The sequence below is a fragment of the Mycolicibacterium grossiae genome (assembly GCF_008329645.1).
Classification (GTDB): Bacteria; Actinomycetota; Actinomycetes; order Mycobacteriales; family Mycobacteriaceae; genus Mycobacterium; species Mycobacterium grossiae.
In genome coordinates, this window is record NZ_CP043474.1 from 4,756,212 (window position 1) to 4,777,633 (window position 21,422).

The window sequence follows — 21,422 nt, forward strand, 5'->3', positions numbered from 1 at the left end:
AGACCACCATGGGGAAACCACTAGACATCGTCATCGTCGTCGTCTACCTCGCGGCGATGCTCGCCTTCGGCTTCTGGGGCAAGACCCGCACCCGCGACTCCGCCGACTTCCTGGTCGCCGGCCGTCGCCTCGGGCCCACCCTCTACACCGGCACCATGGCGGCCGTCGTGCTCGGCGGCGCGTCGACCGTCGGCGGCGTCGGACTCGGCTACGAGTACGGCCTGTCCGGCATGTGGCTCGTCGTCGCCATCGCCGTCGGCCTGCTGGCATTGAGCCTGCTGTTCGCCGGACGCATCCAACGACTGCGGGTCTACACCGTCGCGCAGATGCTGAAGCTGCGCTACGGCATGGACGCGACGTCGGCGTCGGGGATCGTCATGGTGGCGTACACGCTGATGCTGTCGGTCACCTCGACCATCGCCTACGCCACGGTGTTCAACGTCCTGTTCGGCACCAACCGCACCGTGTCGGTGATCATCGGCGGCGCGATCGTCATGCTCTACTCCGCGATCGGCGGCATGTGGTCGATCACCCTGACCGACATGGTGCAGTTCGTCCTCAAGACCATCGGCATCTTCGCGCTGCTGCTGCCCTTCACGTGGCACCGGGCCGGCGGCCTCGACGGCATCCGGGAACGGGCCGGCGACGCGGTCTTCGACGTGGGCGCCATCGGCACCCAGACCATCATCACGTTCTTCGTCGTGTACAGCTTCGGCATGCTGATCGGCCAGGACATCTGGCAGCGCGTGTTCACGGCGCGCTCGCCGCGGGTGGCGAAGTGGGGCGGCACGGCAGCCGCGGTCTACTGCCTGTTCTACGGCGTCGCCGGCGCCCTGATCGGCGCAGCCGCCTCGACGTTCCTGTCCGACGTCGAGGCCAGCGACGACGTCTACGCGCAGATCGCCGAGAGCATCCTGCCGGTCGGCATCAGCGGCGTCGTCCTCGCCGCCGCGGTGGCCGCCATGATGTCCACCGCATCCGGCGCCCTGATCGCCACGGCGACCGTCGCCCGTACCGACGTCATGCCGCTGCTGGGCAGGCTCATCGGTCGCGGCGAGGAGACCGCGGACGTCGACGACGCCCGCGACGTGCACTCCGACCGCCGCTACGTGGTGGTGCTCGGCATCGTCGTCATCGTCATCGCCGCACTGCTCAACGACGTCGTCGCCGCGCTCACCGTCGCCTACGACATCCTGGTCGGCGGACTGCTGGTGTCGATCCTCGGCGGCTTCCTGTGGAGACGCGCCACCGGGACCGGTGCGCTGTGGTCGATGATCGCCGGCACGGTCGTCACGCTCGGCACCATGGTCGCCGTCGGCGACGTCCTCGCCAACGAGCCGATCTACTTCGGCCTCGCCGCGAGCCTGCTGGCCTACGTCGTCGGCAGCCTGCTGACCACGCGCACCCCGGCCGAGGTGCTCGACGTGTGGACCACGCGGCTAGCCGGCCGGGACGACGCCGTGCCCGCCACCCGGACCTGACCCCAAACCCGTTCGCCTACGCCTAGACTCACGCCCATGATCCGCCCGGCGCCGTGCGTCGCGAGCGTCGTGCTCGCGCTGCTCACCGCGTGTTCCGGCGGTGCAGGTCCGGCCGTGCCGGCCGTGCCGTCTACGGCGGTGGCCCAGCCGAGCAGCGCCGAACCACCGCCGGCCGTCGCGCGGCCACCCGTCGTCAAGCCGTGGGTGGACCTCACCGTCGGCGAGTGCGTCGCCGACGTCCCGGCCGTCGACGTCGGCGAGTCGACGGTGTCGGTGGTCGACTGCGCGGCACCCCATCGCGCGGAGGTGTACCTGCTCGCGCCGGTGGCGGTCGACGCCGCGCTCGCCGACGTCGGCGACCAGGCCTGCGCGGCCGGCGTCGACGCCTACACCGGAGGGCGTCGCGACCTGGCGGTCACCTACCTGATCGACTCGAAACAGGACCGCACTGGAGCCATCCGGTTGCCCAGCACGGTCATCTGCATGCTGCAGTCCGCGACCGGCGCGCCGCTCACGGCGCCCGTCGCGCGAGGATGACGCGATGACCGTCGATCCCATCGTGGGCTGCGTCTTCCGCCCGCAGAACCCCCCCGAACGCCTCACCGCGGCAGCGCGGGCCGCCGACGACGTGGGCGTCGAGGAGATCTGGCTGTGGGAGGACTGCTTCCTGCACGGCGGCCTCACCGCCGCGGCGATCACGCTGGCGGGCAGCGAACGGGTGCGGATCGGCGTCGGCGTGCTGCCGGTCCCGCTGCGCAACGTCGCCCTCACCGCCATGGAGATCGCCACGCTGGAGCGCGCCTTCCCGGGACGGCTGCGCGTCGGCGTCGGCCACGGCGTGCAGGACTGGATGAGCCAGGTCGGCGCCCGGGTCGCCTCGCCGCTGACCCTGCTGCGCGAGTACGCCACGGCGCTGCACCGGCTGCTGCGCGGCGACACCGTCACCGTCGCCGGCCGCTACGTGACGCTGACCGACGTGCGACTCGACTGGCCGCCGCCCGCGCCGGTGGACGTGCTGCTCGGTGCCACCGGTCCCAAGACCCTCGCGCTGGCCGGCGAGGTGGCCGCCGGGACGGTGCTCACTGGCGGCACCAGCCCGGACGGCGTCCGCGACGCCGTGGCCGTGATCCGTGCGCACGCGCCGGATCCCGACGCGCACCGGGTGGTCACCTACGTGCCGGTCGACGGCGACGCCGCCGCGCTGGCCGATGCGGTCCGGCGGTGGCATCGTGCGGGCAGCGACACCGTGGTGCTCGAACCTCCCGCGGACGCCGACGGCGTGGCGTTCATCCGCGCCGTCGGCGACGGCGTGCTTCCCGCGTTGCGCGGCTGAGCATCTCAGATGCCGGTGAGGTAACCGTACGGGTACTCGAACGGCGACGGCGCCGGCGCGGTCGGGCCGAAGCGACCCTCGTAGTCGCCGGGCGTCTCGCACACCGCCGGCGTCCGCGCACCGTCGCTGCAGGACGGTGCATCGGCAGACGCGCTCGGACTCAGGGCGATTCCGGCAGCGATCGCACCGGCTGCCAGTCCGGCCAGGATCAGGGTCGGCTGAACGGTCATGTCGTGCTCCTTCAGGTCCTCTGCGCTCGCGGTGAGCGCTCGTCGAGCATCTCCCCGGCGACCACCCCGTGGCATCGCCGCGAGCACCCACCGATCGGTCGGGCATTCCGCACGCGGCACTACCGGCTAGCGGTACCCGGCGCTCAGCGGGTCAGTTCGGCGACGATCGTCGGCGACCACGCCGCGACGCGGCCATCGACACCATGTCGGCGCGCGGCGACGTCGTCACGACCCCAGACTCCGCCGATCGCGTTGCGTTGCAACCGATCCCAATCCGGCAGCGGCCCGCGGTCGCGCACCCGTTGCGGCACGCACCACAGCCGCTGCCACCTCCGGCGGTCCCCCGGCCCTTCTCCCCTACCCATGCACCGACGATAGAAAGCGACCACCGTCGGCGTCGAACGATTTTCCGCCTCTCAGGGCGTCAGCGTCACCTTGACGCAGTCGGCCGAGCGCGCGGCCACCGCGGCATAGGCGGCGTCGGCATCGGCCAGGGCGAAGGAGTGGGTGAACACGTCATTGGCGTCGAGCCGGCCGGCCCGCAACAGCGGGATCAGCTGCGGCCAGGTCGACTGCACCGGCGCGGTGGTCATCCGCAGCGTCACGCTGCGGACCAGACTCATCAGCGCCGGGAACGGAAACGGCTCGAGGTCGTGCACGCCCACCACCGACACGGTGCCGCCGGCGCGCACGCAGTTCAGCGCGGCGGTCATCGTGGTGTCGTTGCCGACGGCGTCGATCACCGATGCCGCCCCGCGACCGGCAGTGGCGGCGTGCACCTCGCCGACGTCTTCCGGTGCCAGCGGTGTGGCACCGCTTTGCGCGGCACGCTCCCGGCGGCCCGGCACCGGGTCGACGGCGAACACCGTGCCCGCGCCCTGGGCGACGGCGCTGCGCACCGCGCACAGACCGACGGCCCCGAGTCCGAAGACCACCACCGTGGCACCGGGGGTGATGTCGGCGCGCTGCGCGCCCGCCCACCCGGTGGCCAGATTGTCGGTGAGCAGCAGTGCCGCCTCGGTGCCGACGTCCTCGGGCAGTGCCAGCAGCTGGAAGTCGGCGGCGGGCACCGCCAGCAGTTCGGCCTGCGCACCACCGAGCGCCCCGGAGCCGAAGATCCGCGGACCCGACACGCACGTCACCGGGTCCGCGGTCGCACATCCCGCGCAGTGGCCGCATCCGGCTACCGACGACACCAGCACCTGGTCGCCCACCCGCACCGTCCGCACGTCGGGGCCGACCTCGACCACCTCGCCGACCGCCTCGTGGCCGAGCGAGACGGGCGCGACGAGCGGATAGTCGCCCTCATAGAAGTGCAGGTCGGACCCGCAGATCGCCGTCGCCGTGACCCGCACCACGGCGCCGTCCGGTCCGGGCAGCACCGGGTCGGGCAGCGTGTCGACGCGGACGGTGCCGGGGGTGTCGATGACGACGGCGCGCATGGCTGCCGAGTGTATTGCGGCACAATCGCGGTCGACATGAAGAACGAGGACATCGGCGGGAACGAGGACGTCGGCGACAGCGAGGCCGTCGGCGACAGCGAGGCCACGGGCAGCCGTCGCCCGCACGTCGTGCGGCTGGTCGTGTTCGCGGCGTTCCTGGCGGTGTTGTTCGTGCTCTTCACCGTCACCGGCGTCCTCGACGTCGGCGCGGTGCGCGGCGCCGTCGCCGAAACCGGGCCACTCGCGCCGGTCGCGTACGTCGTGGCGTCGGCGTGCCTGGGCGCGATCCTGGTGCCGGGGCCGATCCTGGCGGCGGGCAGCGGCCTGCTGTTCGGTCCGCTACTCGGCACGTTCGTGACGCTCGGCTCGGCGATGGGCACCGCCGTGCTCACCAGCCTGATCGGCCGGCGGGCCGGCCGGGACAGCGCCCGTGCCCTGCTCGGCCCGCGGCGCGCCGACTGGCTCGACGACCGCATCGAACGGCTGGGGTTGTGGGCGGTCGTCGGGCAGCGGTTCGTGCCGGGGATCTCCGACGCGCTCGCCTCGTATGCGTTCGGCGCGTTCGGAGTTCCGGTGTGGCAGATGGCCGTTGGCGCCTTCATCGGGTCGGCACCGCGGGCGTTCGTCTACACCGCCCTGGGCGCATCGATCGGGGATCTCTCGGCGCCGCTGGCCTATTCGGCGATCGCCGTCTGGTGCGTCACCGCCATCGTCGGGGCCTTCGCCGCGCACCGCGGCTACCGGGCCTGGCGCAGGCGGTCCTAGCCACGGGTCGCCATGTGCCGCGCGGCGAGGTAACTGAACAGCAGCGAGGCGCCGATGGGGTTGCCGCCGCCGGGGTAAGTCTCACCGGATACCGCGGCCATGGTGTTGCCCGCCGCGTACAGGCCCGCAATCGGCCGATCCGCCGCGTCGAGCACCCGGCCGTGCACGTCGGTCCGCAGGCCGCCCTTGGTCCCGAGGTCGGACACCCCGAACGCCGCAGCGCGGTAGGGCGGGGTGTCGATGGGCGTCATCGGCGGTGCGCCACCGGTGAACGCGAGGTCGAAGGGCTCGCTGCCGCGGCCGAAGTCGTCGTCGGCGCCGGCGGCCACCAGCTCGTTGAACCGCCGCACGGTCGCTGCCAGGGCGTCGGCGGGCACGTCGATCACCTCGGCCAGTTCGTCGAGCGTCGCCGCCGAGCGCCACAGGCCCGAGGAGGCGTACTCGTCGGCCGGGGCGAGGGAGACGTTGGTCGCCAGCACGGGTGGCGCCTCCCCGGCGCGGCTGTCGTAGACCAACCAGAACGGCCGGTCGACGGTGCCGTCGGCCATGGCGGCCAGGATGCGGCGGCCGGACCGGTCGTAGGCCGCGGACTCGTCGACGAAGCGCTGCCCGGACCGGTCGACGAAGACGCCGCCGGTGATGCCGAGCGCGAACGCCGCACGGCCGTCGGGGTGGATCAATCCGGGCGACCACCACGCCTGGTCCATCAGGTCGGTGGCGGCACCGGCGGCGATGGCGGCGCGGTGCGCGAGGCCGACGTTGGCCGGCGCGCCCATGGTGTCCTCGACGCGTCCGGGCACGCCGAACTCGGCGCGCATGGCGGCGTTCCGTTCGAAACCGCCGGCGGCCAGCAGCACGCCGCGCCGGGCGCGGATCACCTGCCGCTCGCCCTGATGCTCCACGACCGCGCCGATGACGTCGCCGTCGTCGACGACGAGGTCCACCAGCCGGGTGGACAGGTGCGCGGTCACCCGTTCGTCGTCGGCCATCGCGGCCAGGAAGCGTCCGACCAGTGCCCGCCCGCCGGTGAGCAATTCGGGCTGCGGGGCGCCGAGCCGTTCGTGGTCGAGCGGCCCGCGCACCAGCCCGCGGAAGCGGCCGAGTCGCTCGTCGGGGATCGCCTTGGACACGATGTGCCGCATGCCGTCGGCGCGGGCACCGTCGACCGCGCCGTAGTAGTCCGGCCAGGGCAGCACCTTGAAGCCGAACCGCGAGTCGGCCTCCAGGTACTCGATGAACGCGGCGCCGCCGCGGACGTAGGCCTCCTGCAGCGCGGCGGGCGTGCGGTCACCGACGACCGCACGGAAGTACCGCAGCGCGTCGTCGACGGTGTCGTCGCACCCCGCGCGCACCAGGACCGGGTTGCACGGAAACCACATGCCGCCGCCACCGGAGTAGGCGGTGGTACCGCCGAAGCGGTCGGTGGCCTCGATCAGCGCGACGGAGAGTCCCTCGCGCGCAGCGGTATACGCCCCGGCGACACCGCCGCCCGAACCGACGACCAGGACGTCGACCACCTCGTCGAGGGCCTTCACGCAGTGAGACCCTACGCGGGACGGACCCGCGCCGCGGTCAGTTCGGGTGGTTGCCCGGCAGGTTGCCCGGCGCCGGCGTCGGCAGGCCCGGCGCCTTGACCGTCGGGGTGAACAGGTTGCCGCCGGTGGGGTTGATGCTCTTCTCGGTGGGCGACGGCGGCGGAGCGGACGTCGTCGAGGTGGTCGTGGTCGTCGACGGCGTGGACGGCTCGGTGCCCTCGTCGTTGGAGCACGCCACCAGCGCCGCCCCGGCCACCGCGGCGATGCCCACCGCGGCTGCGGCGCGACGCCGCCAGTCAGTCTTCGTCATCTCGTTCGCCCTTCCCGTACCGATGTACGAAGCGCAGCATAGGCACTCCGGCGGCGGCGCGCGCGGGCAGCGGGGAACTCGGGTGGGGCGGGCGGGGCTCGAACCCGCGACCTAGGGATTATGAGTCCCCAGCTCTGACCGACTGAGCTACCGCCCCCGGTGCGCATGGCGCCGGCCCATCTTGTCATGGGCGCGCCCGCCGCACGCCCGGGCGGTCAGCGCGCCTGGCTGACCGACGACATGTGGAAGTCCGGGATGCGCAGCGACGGCATCGCCGCGCGGGTCGCCCAGTCGCCCCACTCCCGCGGCAGCGTGACCTCGCTGACGCCGGCCTCGGTGGTCCGCCGCAGCAGGTCCAGCGGACTCTCGTTGAACCGGAAGTTGTTCACCTCGGCGGTGACCTCGCCGTCCTCGATCAGGTACACCCCGTCGCGGGTCAGCCCGGTCAGCAGCAGCACCGTGGGGTCGACCTCGCGGATGTACCACAGCGTCGTCAGCAACAGCCCGCGTTCGGTGCGCGCCACCATGTCCGCGAGGGTCGCGGTGCCCCCGGTCATCAGCAGGTTGTCGGCGCCCACGGTCACCGGCACGTCGAATTCGCGTGCGGCGGCGCGCGGATAGGCCAGGGCGTTCACCGCGCCATCGCGGATCCAGTCGACCCGGCCGACGTCCATGCCGTTGTCGAACACCGACAGCCGCTGCGACGAACTGGCCGCCGTCACGAAGGGCGTGCACTCCAAGCCCGTGGCGGCGGCGTCGGAGTACAGGTCCAAACCCAGATCGGTGAGGCGCTCCCCCACCCGGGTGCCGCCCGGGGCCGACAGCGCGGTGCGGCCCTCCTGCGCGCCGCGGCCGTCCATGCTCCAGGTCAGGTAGATCATCATGTCGGCCACCGTCGACGGCGGCATCAGCGTCTCGTAGCGGCCTGCCGGCAGCTCCACCGACCGGCGGCCCCAGTCGAGCCGCGTCGACAGGTCGGCCAGCATGGACTCGACGGGGACGTCGACGAAGTCGGGCGTGCTGACACCGGCCCACGCGCTCGAGCCACTGCGCTTGGCGTTGATCTCCACCGTGCCGGTCGGCTGGGTGTGCCTGCGCCGCAATCCGTTCGACGTCGCCACGAACACGGTCTCCAGCTCGTGCCGGGCGAAGCCGTAGAGCACGTCCTCGCCACGGAACCCCTGCGCGAGGTCGCCGGCGACCCCGCCGAAGACGTCGGCGCCGGTCGTCGGGACCGGGGCGTGCCAGTCCGCGGGCTCGGCGGTGCCGGCGAGCGCAGGTGCGGCGTCGCGCGCCTCGGTGGCCGCCGCGGCCGCGCGCTGCGACGCCCGCACCAGCGCGGCGACCGCCTCGGGGTGCACCTCGCTCGAGGTGACCGACCCGACGAACGCCCGATCATCCCGGCGGATGATCGAGACGACGGTCGTGTCGCGGCTGCGGGACTCGCCGTTGGTGGTCATCGAGTTGCCCGCCCACCGCAGCGACGCCGCGGACCGGTCGGTCACCAGGACGATCGTCTCGTCGGCGCCGCGCAACCGCGCCGCCTCGGCCAGCGCGAGTTCGACCACCCGGGGTGCACCGATCATCGGCCGGACTCCTCGCGGGTGTTGAGCACGTTGATGCCGCGGAACAGCGCCGACGGACAGCCGTGGCTGACCGCGGCCACCTGGCCCGGCTGCGCCTTCCCACAGTTGAACGCGCCACCCAGACGCCAGGTCCCGGGCCCGCCGACCGCCTCCATCGCGCCCCAGAAATCCGTCGTCGTCGCCTGATAGGCCACGTCGCGCAACTGCCCGTCGAGCCGGCCGTCGCGGATCCGGTAGAAGCGCTGCCCGGTGAACTGGAAGTTGTAACGCTGCATGTCGATCGACCACGACTTGTCCCCGACGACGTAGATGCCGTCGTCGACCCGCGCGATCAGGTCGTCGGTGGAGACGTCCTCGGCCGCGGGCCGCAGCGAGACGTTGGCCATCCGCTGGATCGGGACGTGGTGCGGCGAGTCGGCGTAGGAACACCCGTTGGACCGTGCCTCGCCCAGCCGCGGCGCGAACACCCGGTCGAGCTGGTAGCCGACGAAGACGCCGTCGCGCACCAGATCCCAGCTCTGCGCACGCACGCCTTCGTCGTCGTAGCCGATGCTCGCCAGTCCGTGCTCGACGGTGCGGTCGGCGGTCACGTGCATCACCTCGGAGCCGTACCGCATGGTGCCGAGCTTGTCCGGGGTCGCGAACGACGTCCCCGCGTAGGCGGCCTCGTAGCCGATCGCCCGGTCGTATTCGGTGGCGTGGCCGATGGATTCGTGGATGGTGAGCCACAGGTTGCTCGGGTCGATCACCAGGTCGGTCGGACCGGCGACGACGCTGAGCGCCTTCACCTTCTCGGCCAGCAGCGACGGCAGCTCCGCCAATTCGGCCGTCCAGTCCCACACCTCGTCGCCGACGACGTACTCCCAACCGCGGGCGGTCGGCGGGGCGAGCGAGCGCATCGACTCGAACGACCCGGCCGCCGGGTCGACCGACACCGCGTCGATCGAGGGCTGCACCCGCACCCGCTGCTGGGTGATCGACGACCCGAAGGTGTCGGCGTAGTGGGTCTGCTCCTTGGCGGCGTAGAGGCTCGCCGAGACGTGGTCGACGCCGTCGGAGGCCAGCAGCCGGCCCGAGTACTCCCCCAGCACGCCGATCTTCTCCGCGGCGGGCACCTCGAACGGGTCGATGCGGTAGTCCGACACCCAGGTGGCGTTGGCGTACACCGGTTCGGGGGCCAGCTCGATGCGTTCGGCGTTCAGCGGCGCCAGGGTGGTCGCGACGGCCACCGCGCGGCGGGCGGTGTCGGCGGCGACGCGGGGCGCCAGCTCGGCGTGCGAGGCGAATCCCCACGTGCCGTCGACGATCACCCGCACGGCCAGGCCGATCTCGCGGGTCAGCACCGACGTCTCGAGTTCGCCGTCGCGCAGCTGCACGATCTCGGTGGTGATCCGGTGGATGCGCAGGTCGGCGTAACTGGCCCCGGCCGCGACGGCCGCGGTCAGCGCCGCGGCGGCCAGTTCCGACCGGGGCAGCGCGAGGAAGTCGGCATCCACGCGTCGGTACGCTGTCACGCCTCCACCGTAGTGGCATCGGGTGCCAGAGGGCTTTAATGGCCCGGTGACGCGTGCACGGCGGGCCGAGGCGCTGCGGGGCTATGCCCTGCTCGCGCCGAGCCTGTTCGGGGTGGCGACGTTCCTACTGCTGCCCATGCTGGTGGTCGCCTGGCTCAGCCTGCACCGCTGGGACCTGCTGGGTCCGATCGACTATGTCGGACTGGCCAATTGGCGCTCCGTGCTCACCGATGTCCAATTCGGGCGGTCGCTGGCGGTGACGCTCGGCTTCATCGCGATGGTGGTGCCGGTGCAGACCGTGCTGGGCCTGTTCGCCGCGTCGATGCTCGCCCGCGGCCTACCCGGCAGCGGCGTGTTCCGCACGCTGTACGTGCTGCCGTGGATATGCTCACCGCTCGCCATCGCCGTGCTATGGCGCTGGATCCTCGCCCCGACCGACGGCGCCGTCGGCACCGTGCTCGGCCGGCGCATCGAGTGGCTGACCGATCCGACGCTCGCGCTGCCGGTGGTGTCGGCGGTGACGGTGTGGACCAACGTCGGCTACGTGACGCTGTTCTTCCTGGCCGGCATCCTCAACATCCCCGCCGACGTGCAGAACGCGGCCCGACTCGACGGCGCGACGTCCTGGCAGCGGTTCCGGCGCATCACGCTGCCGATGCTGCGCCCGACGACCTTCTTCGTCCTGGTGACCGGCATCGTCAGCGCCGCGCAGGTCTTCGACACGGTCTACGCGCTGACCGACGGCGGACCTCGGGGCCGCACCGACCTGGTGGCGCACCGCATCTACGCCGAAGCCTTCGAGGTCGCCTCGGTCGGGCGCGCGGCGGTCATGGCGCTGGTGCTGTTCGCGTTGCTCGTCGGCGTCACGGTGGTGCAGCAGCGCTACTTCCGACGGAGGATCACCCATGACCTCGTCTAGCGCCTCGAAGGTGGTGACCGTCTACGCGGTGCTGGCCGTCGGCGCGGTGCTGACGTTGCTGCCGTTCCTCGCCGGGCTGCTCACGTCGCTCACCTCGCCGGAGCAGTTCGCGGCCGGATCACCGCTGGCACTGCCGGATCCGCCGACGCTCGCGAACTACACCGGGCTGGCCGACGCGGGCTTCGGGCGGGCCGTCGTCGTCACCGCACTGGTGACGGCGGTCATCCTCATCGGGCAGCTGACATTCTCGGTCCTGGCCGCGTATGCCTTCGCGCGACTCGAGTTTCCGGGGCGCGACGCCCTGTTCTGGGTGTACGTCGCGACGCTGATGGTCCCCGCGACGGTGACGGTGGTGCCGCTCTACCTGATGATGGCGCAGGCCGGTCTGCGGAACACGTTCTGGGCCTTGGTGTTGCCCTTCATGTTCGGCTCGCCGTACGCGATCTTCCTGCTGCGCGAGTACTTCCGCACCATCCCGGCCGACCTGATCCGCGCCGCCCGCGTCGACGGCGCCCACACCCTCGACGTGATCGCCCACGTCGTCGTCCCCGCCAGCAAGCCGATCCTCGTCACGCTCGCGTTGATCACCGTCGTCTCGCAGTGGAACAACTTCATGTGGCCGCTCGTCATCACCAGCGGCTCGGACTGGCGGGTGCTGACGGTCGCGACCGCCGGTCTGCAGACCCGCTACGACGCACAGTGGACGCTGGTCATGGCCGCGACCACGGTCGCGATCGTGCCGCTCATCGTCGTGTTCGTCGCGCTCGGCAGGCACGTCGCGCGGTCGATCGTCGTCACGGGGCTGCGATGAGGCGGCCTCGGGTGACGCGCCCCCGCCGCAGCACGCTGTGGTTCTCCGGCCTCGCGCTGCTGCTGGTCGCGCTGCTCGGCGTGGCCCTGCTGTTGGGCCGGGACGCGGATTCGGACGGGCGGACCGTGGTCACCGTGCGGCTGTGGGACGAGAAGGTGGCCGATGCGTACCGCGCGTCCTTCGCCGCATTCGGCCGCGCCAACCCGGACATCGAGGTGCGGGTCAACGTGGTCGCCTACGCGTCCTACTTCGACGCGCTGCGCACCGACGTGGCGGGCGGCGGAGCGGACGACGTGTTCTGGCTGTCGAACGCCTACTACGCCGGCTACGCCGACACGGGACGCCTGCTCGACGTCGGGCGCACGCTGGGCGCCGACGCCTCCGAACCGTGGGACCCGTCGGTGGTCCGCCAGTTCACCCGTGGCGGCACGCTCTGGGCGGTGCCGCAGCTCACCGACGCCGGCATCGCCGTGTACTTCAACGCCGATCTCGTCGAGCGGGCCGGCGTCGACCTCGTCGACCTGGTGGACCTGCGGTGGTCACCCGGTGGCGCCGCCGCGGGCGACACCTTGCGCGACGTCGCGCGGCGGTTGACGTTCGATGCCGACGGTCACCGCGCCGACGCGCCGGACTTCAATCCAGACCGCGTCCGACAGTGGGGGTACAACGCCGCCAACGACCTGCAGGGCATCTACCTGAACTACATCGGCTCCGCGGGTGGGACGTTCAGCGACGGCGACGCGTTCACGTTCGACGACGCCGGGGCCCGGCAGGCCTTCGCGTACCTGGTGAACCTGATCAACGGCGATCACGTCGCGCCGCCGGCGTCGGACACCAACGGCAACGGCGACTTCACCCGCAACCAGTTCCTCGCCGGACGGCTGGCGCTGTTCCAGTCGGGCACCTACAACCTGGCCGCGGTCGCCGACGGCGCACGGTTCCGCTGGGGCGTGGTGCTGCTGCCCGCCGGCCCGACCGGGCGGGTCAGCGTCACGAACGGCATCGCCGCAGCGGGCAACGCCGCGACCGAGCACCCCGACGCCGTGCGGCGGGTACTCGCCTGGATGGGCAGCACGGAGGGCAACGCATACCTCGGCGCCGGCGGCGCCGCCATCCCCGCGGTGACCGCCGCCCAACCGGTGTACTTCCGGTACTGGGCGTCCCGCGGCGTCGACGTGACGCCGTTCTTCCGCGTCCTGAACGGCCCCCGCATCGCGGCTCCCGGCGGCGCCGGCTTCGCGGCCGGATTCGAGGCGCTGCAGCCCTATTTCGACGAGATGTTCCTCGGTCGCCGGGACGTGGCGGGCACCCTCGCCGAGGCGCAGGCCGCGGCCAACGCCGCGGGGCGCCGCTAGGTCCGGCTGGTCGCCAGCGGCGTCAGGATCTCGACGTACAGCGACACCGCGCACAGCAGCGCGATGACGGCGAAGGCCGCCACGTCGCGGCGCCCGGGCCGCGACGGCAGCGCCGAGAGTTGGCCGGTGCCGCCGCGCGCGGTGATGGCGTCGCCCATCTCGTCGGCACGACGCAGCGCGACGGTGACGGCCGCCGAGAGCAGGTCGACGATCTCGATGCCCCAGCGCCGGAAGCGACTGCCCGGCACGTCGAGCGGTGGTCGCAGCCGGCGGGCGGCGTAGAGCACGCGGAACTCGTCGATCAGCATCGGGAAGGCGCGCAGCGCCAGCGCCAGCGCGACCGCCCAGTCGTCGACCGGGAGGCGGAAGGCCCGCAGCGGCCGGCCGAGCTTCGCGACGGCCGGCGCGATCTCGGCGACGTTGGTGGTCCACGACACCAGCGCACCCAGGCCGAGCAGCACGATGGACAGCACGGTGATGCGCAGGAAGTTGAGCAGCCCGCCGAAGCCGAGCGTTACCGAACCGATCTCGAGTTCGGGCGTGCCGCCGGCCAGCGCGGCGGTGAACCCGCCGAGGAACAGCAGCGCCCACAGGAAGCGTGGGATCGACGGCAGCGCGCCGCGCGGGACGTGGGCCGTGCGCGCGGTCACGACGACGAGCAGACCGACGAGCGCGATGGGAATCCAGCCCGGATAGAACGTGAGCAGGATGCCGATGCCGGCGACGACGAGCAGCTTGGTGCCCGCCCACATCTCGTGGATGGCCGACGTGCCCGGCACGGGGCGCAGCAGCACGACCGGACGGCGCTGCCGATTGCGGTCGCCGCTCACGACATTCCTCCACCCGACAGTCCGCCACCTGACATTCCGCCACCTGCTGGAGTGGGAGCCGGTGCGACGACGCCGTTCTCGAGGTGCAGGGTGCGGGGGCACAGCCCCTCGAGGCCGGAGAAGTCGTGCGAGATGACCACGACGGTCAGCCCGGTGGTGCGGCGCAGGTCCTCGAGAACCGACAGCAACCCGCGCTGGCTGGCCGCGTCGAGACCGGCCAGGGGCTCGTCGAGGATGATCGCGCGGGGCCTGCGGGCCAGCAGGCCGGCCAGCACCACCCGGCGCATCTGACCGCCGCTGAGCTGGTCGATGCGGCGCAGACCGAGGGCCGGGTCGAGCCCGACGGTCCCCAGCGCGCGCTCCACCTGGCGGTGGTCGTGATAGTCGAAGCCGGCGCTCGAGGCGATCTCGAGATCGACCCGTCCGCGCATCAGCTGCAGCCGGGCCGCCTGGAACGAGATCGCCACCGACCCCACCTGATCGGAGACCGGAGTCCCGTCGAGCAGGCACTCGCCGGAGGTGGGCACGGTGAGGCCCGCCATGATCCAGGCGAGCGTCGACTTGCCCGAGCCGTTGAGACCGTGGATCAGCAGGCCGTCACCCTCGTCGACGGCGACGTCGACGTCGCGCAGCGCGGTCGACGCCCACGGGGTACCGGTGCCGTACTCGTGGCTGACGCCGCGCACCTCGAGCAGCGCGCGCCCGGTGGACGCCGGTGCGGCCGCGGCGGTCGGCACGGGCGCGGTGGGCACCATCTCGACGTCGTCGGCGGCGCCGAAGCCGACGTTGTCCGCGGCGCCGCCGTTGCCGACGAGGTTGACGGTCCGGTCGGCCGAATCGGCTTCGTCGTTGTAGTGCGTGATGTGCACCAGCGACATCTGGCGCCGGTCGGTCAGCCCGGACAGTACCTCGATGAGCCCGTCGCGACCCTGCTGGTCGACCATGCTGGTGACCTCGTCGGCGATGAGCAGGCTGGGCTTGCGGGCGAGGGCCGCGGCGACGGCAAGACGCTGCAGTTCGCCGCCGGACAGTCCGCCGGTGTCCCGCTCGGCGAGCCCGTCGAGCCCGACCTCCGCCAGCAGCGCATCGACGTCGACGTGCGTTCCGGGCGGCAGTCCCCACACCACGTCGTCGGCGACGCGGGTGCCGAGCACCTGGCTCTCGGGGTGCTGCATGACGACCGCGGTGCCGCCCACGCGACCGAGCTCCACCTCGCCGGGTCGCTCGATGGTGCCGCCCGTGGGCTGACGGCCCGAGAGCAGCAGCATCAGCGTGGTCTTGCCGGAGCCGTTGGCACCGGTGATCGCGACGTGCTCGCCGCGCGCCACCTCCAGCGACACCGGCCCGACGGCGTCGCGGTCGGTGCCCGGGTAGCGGAAGCGGACGTCGTGCAGCCGGACCGGGACCGGGCCTGCGCCGGCGCCGGTGGGCTCGGGGGCGTCGAGCTTGTGCACGTCGGGCACGCCGAACAGCCGGCCGAGCACGCGCGAGAGCGCCCACCAGCCCACCATGCTGACGAACGTGATGCTGGTGATGCCGGACGCGATGATCAGCAGCGGCCAGTAGTCGAGCAGGGTGGCGACGTCGTCGCGCAGGCGCTGCGCGGTGGGCTCGAGGCCCGGGATGCTCTCGAGGACGCGGGCGGTGCCGGTGACGTTGGCGGTGATGGTCTCGAAGATGAGGTTGCGCAGCCGCGAGAGCACGGCCAGCGCGGCGGCCGCGACGATGCCGAACACGGTGCCGGCGACCAGCGCGGCGACGAACGCCGTCGGCGCGCCACGGCCTTTGCGCTTGACGATGCCGGTCAGTCCGCCGATGTAGGCGCAGTCCACCACCGTCATGAAGCCGCCCATGCCGGCGATGAGGAACGCGATGATCGCACCGGCGACGGTGGCGGTGAACAGCACCCGCAGCCGGTAGCGGTACGCCAACAGGCCCATCGGCACGGTGCCGAGCATCGAGATGCCCGCGGCGAACGGGACGACGACGGCGATGATGGCGATCGCGGCGCACAGTGCGGCCATGACGGCGGCGTGGGCGAGTTCGGGCGGTTTCAGCGATCCGGCACGGCGAGAGTCGCTCACCCCGGTCGCAGCCATCTCCCGATTCTGCCAGCCGCCCGTGGAGAACCCTCTCAGCAGGTTGTGAGGATCGACACCGCGACGGCGGCCGTCTGCATAGAGAACCTATGTAAACTGGTCTCATGCCCGCCCGCGCGTCCAGCACCACCGCCCTGTCCTCGGACCTGTTGTCGGTGGTCGCCCGCATCAATCGCCTGGCCAATCAGCGGGTCCGGCTCGAACTCCCCTTCGCCCAGGCGCGCCTCCTCGCGGCCATCGAGGACCAGGGCGCGGCGCGGATCTCCGACCTCGCGGCCCTCGACAACTGCTCGCAGCCGACCATGACGACGCAGGTGCGCCGCCTCGAGGACGCCGGCCTGGTATCGCGGACCACCGATCCGGCCGACGGCCGCGCGGTGCTGATCAGCATCACCGATCAGGGCGTCGACACGCTGGCGCGCGTGCGCGCCGACCGCGGCGCCGTCATCGATCCCTACCTGTCCCGACTCTCCGACGACGACCGCCGGACGCTCGGCGACGCCGTCCGCATCATGCGCACCCTGCTCGAGGACGCGCAGCAGCGCTAGCAGAACCCCACCCGAAGGAGGTCCCGCCCGTGTGGCGCCAACCCAAGGCCGTCTGGGCCGTCGCGTTCGCATCGGTCGTCGCGTTCATGGGGATCGGTCTCGTCGACCCGATCCTCAAGCCGATCGCCGACAACCTCGACGCGTCGCCGTCGCAGGTCTCGCTGCTGTTCACCAGCTACATGGCGGTGATGGGCGTGGCGATGCTGATCACCGGCGTGGTGTCCAGCCGCATCGGGCCCAAGCGCACGCTGCTGCTCGGCCTCGTCGTCATCATCGCCGGCGCCGGGCTCGCCGGGGCCAGTGAGACCGTCATGCAGATCGTCGGATGGCGCGCCGTGTGGGGGCTGGGCAACGCACTGTTCATCGCCACCGCACTGGCGACGATCGTCAACTCCGCGCGCGGCTCGGTGGCCCAGGCGATCATCCTGTACGAGGCGGCACTCGGGCTCGGCATCGCCGTCGGGCCCCTCGTCGGCGGCGTCCTGGGCTCCATCTCCTGGCGCGGCCCGTTCTTCGGCGTCTCGGTCCTCATGGCACTGGCGCTCGTCATCACCGCATTCCTGCTGCCCGAGACCCCTCGCCCGCAGCGCGCCACCACGCTGGCCGACCCGTTCCGGGCGCTGCGCCACCGCGGGCTGCTGGGCGTCGGCGTCACCGCACTGCTCTACAACTTCGGTTTCTTCACGCTGCTCGCCTTCACGCCGTTCCCCCTCGACATGTCGGCCCACCAGATCGGGCTGATCTTCTTCGGGTGGGGCCTGGCGCTGGCGTTCACCTCCGTCGTCGTCGCACCGCGTCTGCAGCACCGGTTCGGCACCGTGCGCGTGCTGATCCTCAACCTGCTGGTGTTCAGCGCCACGCTGGTCGTCATGGCCGTCGGCACCGACAGCAAGGCGGTGCTCGCGGCGTGCGTCGTGATCGCCGGACTCTTCATCGGCGTCAACAACACCCTGATCACCGAGACGGTCATGAAGGCCGCGCCGGCGGGCAGGAGCGCAGCGACCGGGGAATCGACGGGGGTGGAGCGCGGCGTCGCCTCGGCGGCGTACAGCTTCCTGCGCTTCGGCGGCGCTGCGGTCGCCCCGTGGCTGGCCGGCGTTCTCGGCGAGGAGGTCAGCGTGCACCTGCCCTACTGGGTGGGCGCGGGCGCGGTGCTCCTCGGCGCGGTGGTGCTGTTCGCCGTGCGCCGGCACCTGGCCCACGTCGACGCCGAGGAGGACGCGCTCGACGAGTCCCTCGACGAGGCGACCGCCGTCACCGTCGGCAGCGAGAGCTAGCTCGGCCTCAGCTGACCGCGGCGCCGATGAGGTGGCCTACCGCGTAGGTGGCCCCGATCGCCACCGCGCCGAAGGCCAACTGCCGCACCGAGCCCAGCACGACGCCCTTGCGGGTGACGCTCGCCGCGACGCCGCCGGCGAGCAGCAGCCCCACGCCGCCGCACGCGAGGCCCGCCCACAGCGACCCGAGGCCCAGGAGGTACGGCAGCAGCGGGATCACCGCGCCGACCGCGAACATCAGGAACGACGCCGCGGCCGCGACGTACGGCGACGGCCTCTCGCGCGGATCGATGCCGAGTTCCTGCACCAGGTGGAAGTTCAGCGCGCGGTTCTCGTCGCGGTGGATCTCCTCGGTCGCCCGGCCCGCCGTCTCCGGCGTCATGCCCATGTCGACGAGCATCGCGCGCAGCTCGGCCCGTTCGGCCTTCGGGTGCTTGCGGAACGCGCGTTGCTCCACGCGCACCTCGGCGTCGAGTTGCTCGTTGGCCGTCGTGATCGACGTGTACTCGCCGAGCGCCATCGAGAACGCCCCCGCCAGCAGTCCCGCCACGCCGGACACCAGCACGGTGTGCGGGCTGGCCGTCGCGGCCACGCCGGCGATCAGCGCGGTGTTGCTGACCAGCCCGTCCATGGCGCCGAACGTCGCCGCGCGCAGCCAGCCGCCGGAGACGTCGGCGTGCCGGTGATCGATCTCGTGGGGCAGCCCGTCGAAGCCCAGGGAGTCCGTCATGGGCATGATTCAACGCCGCGGCGCCGCGCAGGTTCCGATGAGGTTGCCCTGGGTTTGCGACATCACAGTTTCCCCAGGCCTCGGTCGGGCTACCGTCTGACCATGACGACCACCGTGTCCACGAAGAGCACTGCCGATCACCTCCGCGATGCGCTCGACGGGCGCTGGCGGGACGTCAAGAACCGCATGCGCACCGAACTCAGCAGCGATGTCTTCAAGCCGCACTACACGCCGAACACCGTCATCGCCCGCACCAAGGTGGGCGAGCAGATGCGGATCATGGCGGCCAAGGGCGCGGCTGAGGACGGCTTCAAGAAGGAGCACGGCGGCAACGGCGACGTCGGCGCCGCCGTCACCCAGATCGAGATGCTCGCCATGAGCGACCTGTCGCTGATGGTCAAGGCCGGCGTGCAGTGGGGCCTGTTCGGCGGCGCCATCGAGAACCTCGGTACCGAACGGCATCACGACGCCTACGTCCGCCCGCTCATCGACCTCGAACTGCTCGGCTGCTTCGCCATGACCGAGACCGGGCACGGCAGCGACGTGCAGTCGCTGGAGACCACCGCGACGTACGACCCGGATACCCAGGAGTTCGTCATCGACTCCCCCACCCCGACGTCGCGCAAGGACTACATCGGCGGCGCCGCCGAAACCGCGCGCGTGGCAGCGGTGTTCGCCCAGCTGATCACTCAGGGCGAGGGGCACGGCGTGCACTGCTTCGTGGTGCCGCTGCGCGACGACGAGGGCAACGACCTGCCCGGCGTCACCACGTCGGACTGCCACTACAAGGGCGGGCTGCCCGGCGTCGACAACGGCCGCATCCAGTTCGACCAGGTCCGCATCCCGCGGGTCAACCTGCTCAACAAGTACGCCGACGTCGCCGAGGACGGCACCTACAGCTCTCCCATCGAGAACCCCAACCGCCGATTCTTCACGATGCTCGGCACGCTGATCCGCGGTCGCGTCACGGTCGGCGGCAGCGCGGCGGCCGCCGCCCGCGTCGCCCTGGACATCGCGACCCGGTATGCCCTGACGCGCAGGCAGTTCGGTGCACCGGACTCCGACGACGAGATACTGGTGATGGACTACCTGGTGCACCAGCGCCGACTGTTCCCGCTGATCGCCAAGTCCTACGCGCTGCAGTTCGCGCAGAACGAGCTGGTGGCCAAGTGCCACGAGATGCAGACCGCCGACCACCCGGACGCCGAGGAACAGCGCGAGCTGGAGTCCCGCGCCGCCGGGCTCAAGGCCGCCAACACCTGGCACGCCACGCGCGCGATCCAGGAGGCCCGCGAAGCGTGCGGCGGCGCAGGCTATCTCGCGGAGAACCGGTTGATCGCGCTCAAGGCCGACACCGACGTCTTCACCACCTTCGAGGGCGACAACCACGTCCTCACCCAGCTGGTGGCCAAGGAACTGCTGACGGCCTACGCCGACGACATCAAGGGCATGAGCCCGGCCCAGTGGGTCCGCTTCGCCGCCAACTTCGCCGGTGAGCGCGTACTCAAGCGGACCGCCGCCCAGACGATCATGCAGACCATCCTCGACACCCGCCAGGACAACGAGGAGGAGGGCTCGCTGTTCAACCGCGGCACCCAGGTCCAAATGTTCGAGGACCGCGAGCAGTACATGCTCGCCTCGGTGGCGCGGCGCCTGCAGGGCAAGTCGAAGGAGATGTCGTCGTTCGAGGCCTTCAACGCCGTGCAGGACCACGTGCTGCATACGGCGCAGGCGCACATCGACCGGATCATCCTGGAGGCCTTCGTCGCCGGCATCGACGCCTGCGAGGACGAGGGAGCCCGCGAGATCCTCGGCATGGTGTGCGACCTGTACGCCCTGTCGGTGATCGAGGAGGACAAGGCCTGGTTCATCGAGCACAAGTTCCTGTCCACCGAGCGGGCCAAGGCCGTCACCCGCGGCATCAACGACCGCTGCCGTCGGCTGCGCCCGCACGCCGAGCTGCTCGTCGACGGCTTCGGCGTCCCCGAGTCGCTGCGTTACGCCGAGATGCTGCACCCCGAGCACATCCCGGACGCCGACGAGCATCAGGAGCAGGACGCCGTCAGCTCCGGGACCATCGAGCCCAAGTAGCTCTCCCCCCGCCGAGACTGCTGTCAGATCGCGAATTCGGGTCGAACCGTGATCTCACAGCAGTCTCGGCGCATCAGGGGCCGGGGATCGGGTCCAGCGCGTCGAGCCCGCCGTCGCCGGCGCGGAACCGTGCGGTGCCGATGCCCGTGGGACAGCACGCCTGATCGCCGCCCTGACGCCACTGGTACTGCACGGTGACCGTGTCGGCGCCGGAGTTCACCACCGAGACGTACGGCCGCGGCTGCGGCGTCGGCGTGCCCAGCGGCGCCGCGCGGTCGAAGAACAGCACTTGCCCGGGCGCGTCCGGCGCGGTCCCGTCGGCTACCTGCACCCAGTTCAGCCGGCAATCCGTGGTGTGCCCGCGGCCGACCTCGCGCCACTGCCCGCCCGCGGGCAGCGTGGCGATCTGAGCGGCCACCACGTCGGGACCGGGCGCGTCGCCCGCGGCGCACGCGGCGGTGCTCTGGGTGGCCTGATTACCGCTCGGTGGACTCCAGCCGCAGCCCGCCACGGCGAGGACGGTCAGGGACACCAGGAGGGATATACGAGCCCGCATGACAGCGAGA

General features: G+C 71.8%; 21 protein-coding genes and 1 tRNA gene. 10 read left to right on the forward strand and 12 right to left on the reverse strand.

Features of this window, described 5'->3' with window-relative positions:
* The first annotated feature begins 8 nt into the window (after positions 1-8).
* The 3 genes from FZ046_RS22855 to FZ046_RS22865 are packed head-to-tail and all read left to right on the forward strand — an operon-like array spanning position 9 to position 2,814.
* The gene (locus FZ046_RS22855) at positions 9-1,481 is read left to right on the forward strand and encodes a sodium:solute symporter family protein (protein WP_070355947.1); all 1,473 of its coding nucleotides are present in this window, start codon (positions 9-11) and stop codon (positions 1,479-1,481) included.
* A gap of 36 nt (positions 1,482-1,517) precedes the next feature.
* Positions 1,518-2,018, forward strand: coding sequence for a hypothetical protein (locus FZ046_RS22860; protein ID WP_070355946.1), 501 nt, complete (start codon positions 1,518-1,520; stop codon positions 2,016-2,018).
* 4 nt (positions 2,019-2,022) lie between these two features.
* Positions 2,023-2,814, forward strand: a complete 792-nt coding sequence (locus FZ046_RS22865) for an LLM class flavin-dependent oxidoreductase (protein ID WP_070355945.1) — start codon at positions 2,023-2,025, stop codon at positions 2,812-2,814.
* A 5-nt stretch (positions 2,815-2,819) separates the two neighbouring features.
* On the opposite strand, the gene FZ046_RS22870 is transcribed toward FZ046_RS22865, so the two are convergent.
* The 3 genes from FZ046_RS22870 to FZ046_RS22880 form a co-directional block, all read right to left on the reverse strand.
* Entirely contained in the window at positions 2,820-3,044 is a 225-nt protein-coding gene (locus tag FZ046_RS22870; protein ID WP_070355944.1) for a hypothetical protein, read from the reverse strand.
* Between the two features lie 143 nt (positions 3,045-3,187).
* The gene (locus FZ046_RS22875) at positions 3,188-3,409 is read right to left on the reverse strand and encodes a hypothetical protein (RefSeq protein WP_125939842.1); all 222 of its coding nucleotides are present in this window, start codon (positions 3,407-3,409) and stop codon (positions 3,188-3,190) included.
* A 51-nt stretch (positions 3,410-3,460) separates the two neighbouring features.
* Positions 3,461-4,486, reverse strand: coding sequence for an alcohol dehydrogenase catalytic domain-containing protein (locus tag FZ046_RS22880; protein WP_070355943.1), 1,026 nt, complete (start codon positions 4,484-4,486; stop codon positions 3,461-3,463).
* A gap of 36 nt (positions 4,487-4,522) precedes the next feature.
* Between FZ046_RS22880 and FZ046_RS22885 the strand changes: the two genes are divergently transcribed.
* The gene (locus tag FZ046_RS22885; RefSeq protein WP_083298563.1) at positions 4,523-5,251 is read left to right on the forward strand and encodes a TVP38/TMEM64 family protein; all 729 of its coding nucleotides are present in this window, start codon (positions 4,523-4,525) and stop codon (positions 5,249-5,251) included.
* Here the strand turns inward: FZ046_RS22885 and FZ046_RS22890 are convergent.
* The 5 genes from FZ046_RS22890 to FZ046_RS22910 all read right to left on the reverse strand — a co-directional run bounded on the left by FZ046_RS22890 (position 5,248) and on the right by FZ046_RS22910 (position 10,196).
* Positions 5,248-6,786, reverse strand: a complete 1,539-nt coding sequence (locus FZ046_RS22890) for an FAD-binding protein (RefSeq protein ID WP_070355942.1) — start codon at positions 6,784-6,786, stop codon at positions 5,248-5,250. The genes FZ046_RS22885 and FZ046_RS22890 overlap by 4 nt on opposite strands.
* A 37-nt stretch (positions 6,787-6,823) precedes the next feature.
* Positions 6,824-7,096, reverse strand: a complete 273-nt coding sequence (locus FZ046_RS22895) for a hypothetical protein (RefSeq protein WP_070355941.1) — start codon at positions 7,094-7,096, stop codon at positions 6,824-6,826.
* Positions 7,097-7,179: 83 nt separating this feature from the next.
* A tRNA-Ile gene (locus FZ046_RS22900) sits at positions 7,180-7,253 on the reverse strand.
* A gap of 58 nt (positions 7,254-7,311) precedes the next feature.
* Positions 7,312-8,682, reverse strand: a complete 1,371-nt coding sequence (locus tag FZ046_RS22905; protein ID WP_149484324.1) for a metallopeptidase TldD-related protein — start codon at positions 8,680-8,682, stop codon at positions 7,312-7,314.
* Positions 8,679-10,196: a TldD/PmbA family protein gene (locus FZ046_RS22910; RefSeq protein WP_070356156.1), complete on the reverse strand. Its 1,518-nt coding sequence runs from the start codon at positions 10,194-10,196 to the stop codon at positions 8,679-8,681. Before FZ046_RS22910 ends, FZ046_RS22905 begins: the two co-directional genes overlap by 4 nt.
* Before the next feature lie 46 nt (positions 10,197-10,242).
* Between FZ046_RS22910 and FZ046_RS22915 the strand changes: the two genes are divergently transcribed.
* From FZ046_RS22915 to FZ046_RS22925, 3 genes are read left to right on the forward strand one after another with little or no spacing between them, the layout of a single operon-like run.
* Positions 10,243-11,115, forward strand: a complete 873-nt coding sequence (locus tag FZ046_RS22915) for a carbohydrate ABC transporter permease (protein ID WP_070356155.1) — start codon at positions 10,243-10,245, stop codon at positions 11,113-11,115.
* Entirely contained in the window at positions 11,102-11,926 is an 825-nt protein-coding gene (locus tag FZ046_RS22920) for a carbohydrate ABC transporter permease (RefSeq protein WP_070356154.1), read from the forward strand. The genes FZ046_RS22915 and FZ046_RS22920 overlap by 14 nt, the downstream gene beginning before the upstream one ends.
* An 11-nt stretch (positions 11,927-11,937) precedes the next feature.
* On the forward strand, positions 11,938-13,281 hold the full coding sequence (locus FZ046_RS22925; RefSeq protein WP_070356153.1) for an ABC transporter substrate-binding protein: 1,344 nt from the start codon (positions 11,938-11,940) through the stop codon (positions 13,279-13,281).
* Here FZ046_RS22925 and FZ046_RS22930 read toward each other — a convergent pair.
* Positions 13,278-14,111 (reverse strand): CbiQ family ECF transporter T component, encoded by an 834-nt coding sequence (locus FZ046_RS22930; RefSeq protein ID WP_070356152.1) that lies wholly within the window; start codon positions 14,109-14,111, stop codon positions 13,278-13,280. The two genes, FZ046_RS22925 and FZ046_RS22930, sit on opposite strands and share 4 nt — an antisense overlap.
* Complete coding sequence (locus tag FZ046_RS22935) at positions 14,108-16,210, reverse strand: ABC transporter ATP-binding protein (protein ID WP_070356151.1); 2,103 nt, start codon at positions 16,208-16,210, stop codon at positions 14,108-14,110. The genes FZ046_RS22930 and FZ046_RS22935 overlap by 4 nt, the downstream gene beginning before the upstream one ends.
* A gap of 104 nt (positions 16,211-16,314) precedes the next feature.
* On the opposite strand from FZ046_RS22935, the gene FZ046_RS22940 reads away from it, so the two are divergent.
* A complete protein-coding gene (locus tag FZ046_RS22940; RefSeq protein WP_070356150.1) occupies positions 16,315-16,758 on the forward strand; it encodes a MarR family winged helix-turn-helix transcriptional regulator in 444 nt (147 codons plus the stop codon).
* 29 nt (positions 16,759-16,787) lie between these two features.
* Positions 16,788-18,035, forward strand: a complete 1,248-nt coding sequence (locus FZ046_RS22945) for an MFS transporter (protein ID WP_070356149.1) — start codon at positions 16,788-16,790, stop codon at positions 18,033-18,035.
* Between the two features lie 7 nt (positions 18,036-18,042).
* Here the strand turns inward: FZ046_RS22945 and FZ046_RS22950 are convergent, their stop codons facing one another.
* Entirely contained in the window at positions 18,043-18,765 is a 723-nt protein-coding gene (locus FZ046_RS22950; protein ID WP_070356148.1) for a VIT1/CCC1 transporter family protein, read from the reverse strand.
* 102 nt (positions 18,766-18,867) lie between these two features.
* Between FZ046_RS22950 and FZ046_RS22955 the strand changes: the two genes are divergently transcribed.
* Positions 18,868-20,856 carry an acyl-CoA dehydrogenase family protein gene (locus FZ046_RS22955; RefSeq protein ID WP_070356147.1) on the forward strand — a complete coding sequence of 663 codons (1,989 nt, stop codon included), beginning with the start codon at positions 18,868-18,870 and terminating at the stop codon, positions 20,854-20,856.
* 73 nt (positions 20,857-20,929) lie between these two features.
* Here FZ046_RS22955 and FZ046_RS22960 read toward each other — a convergent pair whose 3' ends face one another.
* Positions 20,930-21,412 carry an LppP/LprE family lipoprotein gene (locus FZ046_RS22960; protein ID WP_070356146.1) on the reverse strand — a complete coding sequence of 161 codons (483 nt, stop codon included), beginning with the start codon at positions 21,410-21,412 and terminating at the stop codon, positions 20,930-20,932.
* Positions 21,413-21,422: the final 10 nt, after the last annotated feature.